General features: G+C 64.7%; 8 protein-coding genes. 5 read left to right on the top strand and 3 right to left on the bottom strand.

Annotated elements, in window-relative coordinates; translation table 11 throughout:
- Both VNH11_18820 and VNH11_18815 read left to right on the top strand, forming a co-directional pair.
- The coding region (locus VNH11_18820) for a hypothetical protein (protein ID HVA48425.1) at window positions 1-754 on the top strand (754 nt) is incomplete at its 5' end.
- 550 nt (window positions 755-1304) lie between these two features.
- A complete protein-coding gene (locus VNH11_18815; GenBank protein ID HVA48424.1) occupies window positions 1305-2381 on the top strand; it encodes a hypothetical protein in 1077 nt (358 codons plus the stop codon).
- Between the two features lie 4 nt (window positions 2382-2385).
- On the opposite strand, the gene priA is transcribed toward VNH11_18815, so the two are convergent.
- The 3 genes from priA to VNH11_18800 form a co-directional block, all read right to left on the bottom strand.
- Window positions 2386-4677: a primosomal protein N' gene (gene priA / locus VNH11_18810; protein HVA48423.1), complete on the bottom strand. Its 2292-nt coding sequence runs from the start codon at window positions 4675-4677 to the stop codon at window positions 2386-2388.
- Window positions 4674-5600 (bottom strand): Uma2 family endonuclease, encoded by a 927-nt coding sequence (locus VNH11_18805; protein ID HVA48422.1) that lies wholly within the window; start codon window positions 5598-5600, stop codon window positions 4674-4676. The genes priA and VNH11_18805 overlap by 4 nt, the downstream gene beginning before the upstream one ends.
- Before the next feature lie 220 nt (window positions 5601-5820).
- Window positions 5821-6471, bottom strand: coding sequence for a DUF3102 domain-containing protein (locus VNH11_18800; protein ID HVA48421.1), 651 nt, complete (start codon window positions 6469-6471; stop codon window positions 5821-5823).
- 254 nt (window positions 6472-6725) lie between these two features.
- Between VNH11_18800 and VNH11_18795 the strand changes: the two genes are divergently transcribed.
- The 3 genes from VNH11_18795 to VNH11_18785 all read left to right on the top strand — a co-directional run.
- On the top strand, window positions 6726-6977 hold the full coding sequence (locus tag VNH11_18795; protein ID HVA48420.1) for a hypothetical protein: 252 nt from the start codon (window positions 6726-6728) through the stop codon (window positions 6975-6977).
- Window positions 6978-7219: 242 nt separating this feature from the next.
- Window positions 7220-7699 carry a hypothetical protein gene (locus VNH11_18790; protein ID HVA48419.1) on the top strand — a complete coding sequence of 160 codons (480 nt, stop codon included), beginning with the start codon at window positions 7220-7222 and terminating at the stop codon, window positions 7697-7699.
- A gap of 70 nt (window positions 7700-7769) precedes the next feature.
- Window positions 7770-10729 (top strand): carboxypeptidase-like regulatory domain-containing protein (locus VNH11_18785; GenBank protein ID HVA48418.1); only part of this gene is annotated, 2960 nt, incomplete at its 3' end.

The following is a 10729-nucleotide window of genomic DNA, read 5'->3' as shown; positions in this document are numbered from 1 at the left end:
CGTGGAACGCACGGTCCGGCAACATCCGGGCGACGTGCGGTTCTTGAACGTCGGCGTGCGCGTCATCGATCGGCAGCAAAGGCTTTGGCCGAGAGGAGATGTCGCGGAGCACGACAGCGCCGCACCCTCACGAGACGGCCTGGGAAGGCCATCCTCCAGCGGCGCGGCGACGCGGTTTCCCTTCTTGCCGGCCGGACTTTGCGACCTGGCCGATCTCGCGCGGGGTGTGCGGAACGCCACGGAGCGGAACGCCACAGAGGGCGTTGCGTACCGAGGCGACGGCGACGAGGAGAAACCGGCGTCGCTGTTGTTCGAAGAGCGCTGCGCCGACGCCTTCCGCAGCCTTGGTTTCGTGGTGAAAGAACTGGGGCAAGGCTGCGGCCGCACGGCCGATTGCCTGGCACTGGCCCCGGCCGACCGCTTCGGGCTGGTGCTCGACGCCAAGGTGCGCAGCGCGGGCTACACGCTGGGCACCGATGACCGCCAGTTCTGCGATTACGCCACGCGGCACGGCCGCGAGCTGGTTCAGTCCGGCATCGACCGCATTTACTTCGTGGTCATCGGCAGCGGTTTTCGCCGGCACGACCTGGAGAACCTGGCCGGCTACATGGCCGCCGAACCGGTGCGCAGCGTCTCGTTTCTCGAAGCCCACGCCCTGATGCGGCTGGTCAACGACAGCATCCAGCATCGCGACACGTTCCGCCTGGCCGACCTGGAAGGGCTGTTTTTCGGGAACAAGATTATCGAGGGGTAGACGGCGGTCGGATTTTGGATTTTCGATTTTGGATTGCGGTCTTGGGTCTTGGGGTTTGGCGTCTTGCCTACCCTCCATCGCGGTGGTTGCGGCCGGTTTTTTCAAGGCGGCCGCAAGGTTGCTGGAAGACCCGTCATCCATGCGAGTTGCGTTGCAAGCTCGCCGCAGCGACGGTGTTGTTTTCCGCAACGCAACGTGCCGACCCGCGTGCGTCAGTACCCCAAGGTCCTCAGTTCGCCAGCGATACGGGATTATCCCGGCAATACTGCCGTTGACGGGCCGGCGGGCCGTTCTATAATCCGTCGCCGAAAACGCCCGTTGCACAAAGTACGGCGTTTCCGTGTACGCAAAGTTTTCGGCTTGCGTAAAGAAAAGCACCCCGCAGATCCGAAATACCAGTCTAGGACGCGACGCCTCGACCAGCAGTTGATCGAGGCGGAGCAGGCACATCACCAATATTCCGTCTTCAGGGAAGAAGACCAGGCAAGGTCGCGATTCGATCGCGCCGCGTCGCTTCCTTGGCAGGCATATCCCCAAGGGCGCGTAAGCCATGCAAGCCTCTTTAGCGCGGTGGGCCGTCGTGACATTCTGCATGTTGGGTTCGCTCGGCTGCCAAGCCTCGAAGCCCGGCTGGTGGCCCGGAAAGAAGTCGATTCCCTACTCGCAATCGTCGAGCACGCCGCCCGCGGCCGTGCAACAACAGCAATATCCCACGCCGGCCGCCGGATACATGGACCAGGCCGGCAACCAGCAAACGCCCCAAAACGGCTACCCGATCGGCAACAATCCACAAAACGCCTACGGCGCCGCGGGGGCCAACGCTGCGAATCCCTACGACCCGGCCTACGCCCAGCAGCAACAGCAGGCGGGCGGCGCCTATCCGGACCAGTACCCCAACACCGGCAATCCCTATGCTCAGTCGGGCGCCGCGGGCACCGGCTATGGCGATCCTCAGTCGGGATACCCGCCGGCCGGACAGAATCCTTACGGTGGGGCCGGTGCGGGCGGCGGCTACGACCCTGTGCGGACGGCCGATGCGCGTCAGGCGCCCGGCGCCGCGGGAGGAGCTCCGGGCTACGGCACCAACTCTCAGTACGATCCGAACAACAACGGTGGTTATCCGCCGCAGGACCAGTACAATCCCGCCGCGCCGGCCGGCAGCTATCCGCAAGGAACGCCGCAGCCCGACCCCTCCTACCCACAAGGCAACAACGGTTATCAACCCGGCAACACCGGCTATCAGCCCGGCAACACGGGCTATGCTCCGCCGGGAACGACTCAGTACCAGCCGCCGAGCGGCCCCTATGCCGACCAGACCAGCACGGCCCAGGTCGAGCAGCCTTATCGGCCGGGCAGCACCAGCGACTATTCGTCCGCGGGAGCCGGTGCCGCCGGAACCGCCGCGACCGGAACCGCGCCGGCTGGTACTGCGCCGGCTGGCTATGGTCAGCCCGCGGCGACAACGGCGTCCGCGCCGGGCGGCTACGGCACCCCCCCTCGCTATCCCAATACGACGGCCGGGGGAGCGGGCAACGCCTATCCCAGCTCGGCGGGGCTCGATCGCTACGGCCGTCCGATTCAGGAAGCGGGCGGCACTTTTGGCAACGAGGGCGGCATGCAACGCTAGCCGGCTAGAGCATATCGAGCGGATCGACGTCGATGATCCATTGCACTTCGTCCGGCGCTTTCACGTCGGCGGTGGCCTCTTTCAACGCGGCGCGGACCGCATCGGCGTCGCCGCCTTGCACCTGAAGCTGAACGCGGTGCCGGCCGCGCAGCTTGGCGATCGGCGCGGGAGCCGGACCTAACACGCGCGCGGCCGTACCCTGTCGCGCCAGTGCCTCCGCGATCAATTTGCCCAACTGGTTTGCGAACTCGCGGGCCAGCGGTTCTTGCGGACTGCGGACCACCAGTCGCGACATGTGGCCGAAGGGCGGATACGAAAGCGCTTCGCGATTGGGCAACTCTTCCGCGGCAAACGTCTGATAGTCGTGCCGCACCGCCGCCTTGATCGCCGCATGGTCGGGCGAGAACGTTTGCACCAGCACCCGCCCGCCCTTCGGCCCGCGACCCGTGCGGCCCGCCACCTGCACAAGCAACTGGAAGGTGCGCTCCGCGGCCCTGAAGTCGGCCAAGTGCAGCGCCGTGTCGGCATTCACCACGCCCACCAACGTCACATTCGGAAAGTCGAGCCCCTTGGCGATCATCTGTGTTCCGAGCAATATCTGCACTTCACCCTGGCGAAAGGCGGCCAACGCACGCTCGTGGCTGCCGGGGCCTTGCATGGTGTCGGTGTCCATCCGCAGCGCGCGATACTCCGGGAAGCGTGCCCGAACTTCGGCTTCCAGCTTTTGCGTACCCAGGCCGCTGTAGCGGATGCCGATGAATTGGCATTCCGGGCAACGCGTGGGCGCGGGGATCTCGTGGTCGCAGTAGTGGCACAACGCGATGCCGCCCTCGCGATGGTGCGTCAGGGCGATGTCGCAATGCGGACAACGCAGCACATGCCCGCACGCGGCGCACTGGATGTGCGTGGCGAAACCGCGGCGATTGAGCAGCAAGATCACCTGCCCGCCCTCGTCGAGCGCCGCCTTCATCGCCGAGTGCAGCGGCCGGCTGATGGCCCCCGTGCCCACGTGATCGCGCGTTTCGTTCCGCAGATCGACGGTCACGACGTCGGGCATCGGCCGATCGAAGATTCTCCGCGGCATCGACACCAGCCGATATTGGCCCGTGGCGCCGCGGTGCCAGCTCTCCAGCGAAGGCGTGGCCGAGCCGAGCACCAGCGGCACGTTTTCGCCCGACGCCCGACGCAACGCCACCTCGCGGGCGTGATAGCGCGGCGCCGTGTCTTGCTTGAAGCTCGACTCGTGCTCTTCGTCCAGAATCAGCAGGCCCAAGTTGGGCGTGGGAGCAAACACCGCGCTGCGGGCGCCGACGACGACCGGCACGCGGCCGCGGGCGATGTCTTGCCACTCGGCGTGTCGCTCGGCGTCGGTGAGATGGCTGTGCAACACGGCCACGCGGCCGAAGCGTGCCCGGAAACGCTGCCGCGTTTGCGGCGTCAAGCTGATTTCGGGCACCAGCACGATGGCCTGCCGGCCGTAGCTCACCACTTCCTGAATCGCGCGAATGTAGACCTCGGTCTTTCCGCTCCCGGTGACGCCGTGCAGCAGAATCGTCTCGTGCCGCTGTGCCCGTAGCGGAGCAAGAATCGCGTCGAGGGCCGCTTGCTGGTCTTCGTTGAGCGCCAGGTTGTCTTCGCGTTCGACGGCCGGCGCCGCGAGCTGCGTGCGGTTCAGCCGGCTGGCCCGCGACGCGATCAGACCTTTGCGGCGCAGCGCGGCGATCGGCCCCTGCGTGCAGCCGACGCGATGGGCAAGCTGGGCCGGCGTGATCGGCTCGCTGCTGGCCGCCAGGTAGCGGAGGATCTCCGTCTGCTTCTTGGGCAGCTTCAATTCGTTGATGCGGCCGGCCGCGTCGGGGGCCAGCGACAACAGCGTCGTGAGCTTGGTGCCCGCCTTGCCGCGCACGCCGGCCGGCAAAACGGCCTCCAGCACCTGGCCCAGCGGGCACAAATAATGCTCGGCCATCCACTTCGTCAATCGGATCATCGAGGGCGAGAGCAGCGACGGTTCGTCGATGATTTCGCCCACTTCCTTCAGCCGCCGCGGGCCGGCCGGCCGGTGCTCCAACCGCACGCAATAGCCGACGACGGGCCGGTCGCCGCGGCCCAGCGGCACGCGCAGCCGCTGGCCGACGTCCAGCCGCGGCCGCAAGTCGTCGGGCACCAGATAATCGAACTCCTGCTCCGGACCCGTCGAGAGCACCAGCGTGGCAATCCAGTGGCATTCGGCGTCGTCGAGCTCCCACGCGGGCGGCGCGGTGTCGAAAAGCTGTTGCTGTGCTCCTGGCGCCTTCACTTGGCTTCGCTCTTGCGTGTGAGCAGACGATAGTCGTAGTGGCCGACGGGGTTCGTGCGCCGCGCGATGCGAAAACGCCGCTGGAACACGGGCGAAAACCGATAGCCGTCTTCGTCGGGCTCGACGGCCTCGTAATCCTTCTCTCCGCGTACCAGAAGCTGGAAGCGGATTTCCTTCTTCGAGCGGGCATCGACGATCCAGTATTCCGGAATGCCGGCCACAAAGTACTTGCGGCGCAGGCGGTGTTTGTCTTTCCCTGTGGAGCTCGTGCTGACGACCTCGACCATCAAATCCGGCGCACCGACCAGTTCCACGAAGCGCTCGCTCTCCTGGACTCGTTCGTTCTGGCGGACGCGTCCCGAGCGATAACCGTCATACGAGCAATAGACGAGGTCTGGGTTGGTCGAGAGGTCGGCCGGCGGCCAGACGACGGTGGCTCCCGCAAACAAATCGCCCAAGGCGTGGCGCTTGATGAACCGGCCAAGGACGGCGATCAGTTCGACTTTCGGCTTGCCGTGTGACTCGATTTCTTCCCGGCCCCCATGCACCTCGATCGACCCATCGATGAAGGTTGCTTTGACCTTTTCCGGGAACCAATCGGAGTGAATCCAATCGCGGAAACCTTCCAGCTCGAACGCCGTGGAGGGCACGTAGAACCAACCGTCGATGCAGAAGCAAGGTTCCTTTTCCAGTTCAGGAGGCGGTTCATCATCCGGTCCGTGGCCATTCCAATAGTGCATCGACCAGTCGAAGCCGGTTTCGATATAGACCATGCCGCCCAGATACGAGGCCCGGATCCGGTCTGGACAGCGGTGACTATGCCGCCAGCGGCGGAACTTCTCGAAATCGAACAGCGACAACGGCAAATGCAGGCTGCCTTCGACGATCAACTCTTGGCGACGAGTCTGGCGTGCTTGGTGCATGCAGCGGGGTTACCTTCCAACGTCCAATCACAGGCGCAAATTCGCAATTGTCGTATTATACTAGCATCGCTTCCGATTCACGAGTTCGCCATCTGGTTTCCAGGCGAGGAGTGGCGGATCAAATACGGCCGGCTGCGACCGTGAATGGACGCCTCGGCCGCCGAATGGCGGCTTGCCGCCGGAGGGTGCCCGGCGGCAGCCGTTTCGGCAAGCTCCCGATTCAACCGTTTCGAAGCCACTGGTATCCGGCGACGGCGTCGGGCAACGACTCCAAATTCTTCAGCAGGTGTCGCGCGTACGAGCCGTCGTGACTCGACTGCGCCAGCCGTCGCAGCTCCGCGACGACCTGCCGCAGCAAATGCACCAGCAGGGCGAATTGCCGGCCGCTGGCCGGCACCGGCAACGACGATTCGCCCGCGTTTTGGTCGCTCTGGGTCAAACGCGAGAGCTCGGTCTGCGGCCGGGCGACGGCGGCCGCTCGCTTCTCGGCAGCCGACCGTGTGGGACCGTTGGCCCGGCCATCGGAGCACGCCAGACCGGTGATGAGCCGTGTGGCCTCCGTGTAGTTGAGACCGGCAACGGATTGCCGGTCACCCCCCACCTGGTCCCAGTGGGTTGCCAACCGCATATAACCGCGGGCCGTTCTCTTCGAACCTCTGAAGTGGTCGGCCAGCCACTTGGTCCAGGCGCCTTTGTCGCAGAGGTCCTTGGCTTCCAGCAGCGCTTTGCCGGCCGCCAAGGCGTGGGCGACCGCCTGTCGCGCGCAGGCGACCATTTGGTCGTGCGCCTGATTGGCCAGCTCGGCCAACTGCGCCAGCCTCTCTTCGCGGTCCGACAAGGGGTTCTCCCTGGGCGTGATTTCGTCGTGCATGGCGTTTCTCCTTTGTGAAATAGTGGACTTCAAAACTGCAACTCCGACCATCGTGAGTTGCCATTAGTTCATAAGTGTACCTGTACGCAGATTATTGTCAATAATCAGTTAATCATTTTTTTGTGCCCCACCTTACGATTCGGTTGACGCGGCGGTGTGGCCTCGGCTAGGCTCGTGAATGGCGGCCCGCGCCAGCCCCATCGAACGGTCCGGGGATCCAACCGGTCCATCGTTTTTCCGCCCCGGCCGACGGCGTGTTGGACGGCGCCGTCTTCGCGTTCGTGGAGGCGACCGATCCCGACTTCTTGCTCGTGATCGAGGCGCACCGGAGCGACGCCGCATCGGCCGCCGAGTGGCGTTACACGCTGGCGCGGATGTGTTCCGGCCCGTTGGAGGTGGAACTCGACGGCCGGCGCATCTGGTCGGCCGCCGGTTACTGGGACAACCCGCGCTCGCTCAAAGACCCTTACGCCGAGATTCCCTTCGGCGTCTATCCGCCGCGCTGATTTGGCGCGCAAAGCGCGTTAGACTTCACGCGGTCCGCCACACGTTGACTGCAAAGGAAAGCCAAGCCATTATGATGCTCACTGTTTGCCGTGGCGGGGTCGCCTGACACCGCCGCCGTTGATGGAACGCGTAGATGAATGGTCACTCCCAGTTCTTAACGTTCGCTTGGTGGAACCTCCACAACTTCGCGCATTACGATCCGGCTAAGGCTGGGCCTCCTTGTACTTTGGGAGATTTCTTAATGAGTACGCCAACGGCAGATTATTCAAACCTGCTCCGAGAATCTGTCCGCCAGGCAAAGGCCAACGCTCCCCGTGCGGTTGACGACCTCTTGCGTTGCGCGTCGGAATCTGCCAAAGCGGTCGAGGAAGTGACGCGCGGCGCGGCAGCCCTCGAACTCGTTCCCATCAATCAAGAGAATGGCGCTGCCCCGGCTTACCAACTTCTTCTCCGCAGAGTTGGCAGCGAGGCGCCGCCGTCTGATCTTGGTGTCTACAGCGTGACCGCGGCGGGCTATCCGGTACAGCGGTGGTATTCGCGCAATGCTTGGGATTCGCATCCCGACCGCCCCAATGGCCAGTACTCCGGAATCGGTGAACTGGAGGGCCGTTTCAAATGGATGGTTTCCCATCCCGAATCCAGGCTTGTCGTCCTCGTGACGTTCTTTCAAGACCAGACGCCCTCTTCCACGAGTGCCACCGCCGGTCCTGCACCAAACTGATCCCGCTTGGCCCACCGTCGCCAGGCTGGCCGGTTGGAATGCTCCCACAACAACTCCGCAGGAAACCGCCATGATTCCCCTCATCAGCTCACTGAACCGTGCGGCCGCAATTTCGTGGCTCTACGTGCTGAACGCCTCGTGGCAAGCGGTGGTGGGGCTTGCCGCGCTCTCGGCCGTGCAGGCCGACGATGGCGACGCCGTCATTTCCGGAGTTGTGATGGATGCCGCGGACCAGCCGGTGGCCGGCGCCACGGTCTGGCTGCTGGGCGGACAATGGGACGACGAAGTCCTTCAGCGTCGGGCCGAAGCGACCACCGACCAGAACGGGCGGTTCGCGTTTCGGCAATTCACGGCCGACGAACTCTTCAAGCCCGCCCGTGGCGAACAACTTCCCGGTCTGATGGCACGCGACGAGCGGCGCCGGCTCGGCTGGGCCGACAATTTACGGACCCCGAACGCCAAGAACGCCAGGCTGAAGCTGCACGAAGTGGCCGACTTTCACGGCGAGCTGCTCGGTCCGTCGGGTAAGCCGATCGCCGGCGCAACCGTTCGCCCACATAGGCTTAGTGCGCTAAGTATTCGCGACCGTGGCTTCGACAGCATATCGCTCGCGGCCGATCTGGCACGTGAATGGCAGACCAAGACCGCCGCCGACGGCGCTTTCACGCTGCCAAACGTTCCGGTCGACGGCAGCCTGACCGCGACCATTGTTGCGGCCGGGTATGGCAATCCCAAAGTGCGATGGGATCTTGACAAGAACGTCTCTCTTCGGCTTGAACGGGCGGGCGGCATCGCCGGTTCCATCGAGCTGCCCGAAGGAGTCGATCGGCCGGAAAAGCTGACTCTCGATTTGCGTCGTCAGAACGAGCCGCGCGATGAAGAGGAACCGTTCCGGCTTTATTACTACACGTCGGCGGCGGTCACGGACGAAGGGCGGTTCGAGTTCCGCGATGTGCCGCCCGGAGTTTACGTCGTCAGCCTGCAACAGTACGGGCAAAGCCCCGTCTACGGCGAACCGACGGCGCCGATCACGGTGCCCGCCGGGGGCCGCGTCGCTGACGTGAAGCTCCCATTGAAGCGCGCGGTCGCCGTGCGCGGGATCGCCGTCGACAATCGCGACAAAAAGCCGGTGAAAGGCGTGACCTTGAGATTCAACACCGTCGAGTCCAGCGTTCGCCGGCCATACGGTGCGGACGAGACGACCGATGAGAACGGCCGTTTCGCCGCCTATGTGCGGCCGGGCAAGCTGCTAATCGAGCCGTGGTTGACGCCGCCAGGTTTTCTGCCGGCGCGCGGAGACGATCCGCCCGAACCCATCGATGCGGAACATGACATTGAGCCGATCGTCGAAATCGAGCGGGCGGTCGAGGTCCGCGGAGTGGTCGTTGACGAGAACCGGAAGCCTGTACCCGACGCGGAGTTGCACCTGATCGTGCCGCGGCGTGGCTTTCGCTACGATCCGCCGACGATAGCGCATGCCGACGCTTCGGGCGCCTTCGTCTTGCAAGATGTCGATCCGGCAGACAACTTGCCGTTGCGTGCCCGTTCGGCGACGGCGGTAACGGACGGCTTCGTATTGCTGGCGCCAGAGCAGCTTCTCGGACCGATACGATTGGTGGTCGGCGAGGCCGATGTCTGCCGCCTGGTCGGCCGCGTGCTCGACGAATCCGGCAGCCCCCTGACGCACGTCAGGGTGGGCCTGAGCGCGAACCGCGCCTACGAAAGCCAACGCATCTCGATGCGAGGTCTCTCCACGACGGTGTTTGTGGAAGCGGTGTTCACCGACGACAACGGTCATTTCGTTTCAGGTCCGCTCTGGCCTCGCGATTCCTACCAGGCGTCGGTCATGGTCGACGGCTACGGACGCGCCGAGTCGAAACGGCTGGTTGGCAAGGCGGGCGAAACGATCGACGTGGGCGCGATCGTTTTGCGGCGCAACGACGGTTTTGTCGCGGGCAGCATCGTCGATTCGTCCGGCAAACCGGTCGACGGCGTCACCGTGTTCAACTCCGGCGACGGACTGCAACCGGCGAACATGCTGACCGACGCGACAGGCCGCTTTCGTCTGCAAGGGTTGTTTGGCGGGCCGGTTTATGTCTTTGCTCGCAAGCCTGGCTATCGTTTCACCGGCCTGCGCACGACGTCCGGCACCGGCGACGTCGAGCTGGCGCTGCTGCGCGACGACGAGCCGCCGCCGAACGGCCAGCCCGCCGCGCTGCCCGGCGACGCGACGGATCGCGAGCAGCTTGCTCGTTGGATGCTCGAACAGTTCTGGGCAGTCGCGCGACAAAACAACAAATGGCTGCTGATTCGCTACATGGCGCGTATCGACCCCGACCAGGCGGCGAATTGGTCGGCTCAACTCGGTGGTCGCTACGAGGGAGAGGTGACCATCGGCCTATGCGAGCGGATCGAAGACCTGAGCCACGATCCCAATATGCGGCTGGACGTCGACGACGCCTTGGCGGCGATTGCCGGCCTGAACGACAGCCGCGCGGTCCGGCTACTCATCGAGTTGGCCGACCAAAGTTTGCCCCGCCATCGAGAAGACTCGTTGCGATTCAGCGAGGAGGCGCTGCTGCGGGTCCGAAAGCTGCAACCTCCGCATCGCGTCTATACGACGGCTCAAGTCGGCAACCTGCTGACACAGCTTGGTCGGGCGGAGGCTGGTCAGAAGCTGCTGGGCGAGGCCGCCGACGCGGCCGAGCAACTCACGGCCGACGGCGCAGCGGCCTTTGCGCGCGGGATGGTGGCCCGCGAGCTGGCACGATACGATCTGCCGCGCGCCAAAAAACTGATCGGACCGATTTCGGCCGAAGCGGGAAAGGCGCGATATCTGAGCTGGCTGGCGGAGGCGTTGGCCGAGCGAGAGTTGAATCAAGCGCTTGCCTTGGTCGCTCAAATCCGCGGCGACTCAAACGCCGAATCGCTGGCCAACCAGACCAGAATGAAGATCGCCTACCGCGTTGCCGCGGCGCGGCCGGACGACGCGCTGCGTGTTGTCGAGGCGATGGAGGGCTACGGCGCCGA

Source organism: Pirellulales bacterium (genome assembly GCA_035533075.1).
Classification (GTDB): domain Bacteria; phylum Planctomycetota; class Planctomycetia; order Pirellulales; family JAICIG01; genus DASSFG01.
This window is presented reverse-complemented; position numbering and strand designations above follow the sequence as displayed.

Bases quoted from the DNA above. Each gene is read 5' to 3' on its own strand.
- VNH11_18800 (HVA48421.1), bottom strand. From the start codon at position 6,471: ATGCACGACGAAATCACGCCCAGGGAGAACCCCTTGTCGGACCGCGAA.
- VNH11_18815 (HVA48424.1), top strand. From the start codon at position 1,305: ATGCAAGCCTCTTTAGCGCGGTGGGCCGTCGTGACATTCTGCATGTTG.
- VNH11_18805 (HVA48422.1), bottom strand. From the start codon at position 5,600: ATGCACCAAGCACGCCAGACTCGTCGCCAAGAGTTGATCGTCGAAGGC.
- VNH11_18790 (HVA48419.1), top strand. From the start codon at position 7,220: ATGAGTACGCCAACGGCAGATTATTCAAACCTGCTCCGAGAATCTGTC.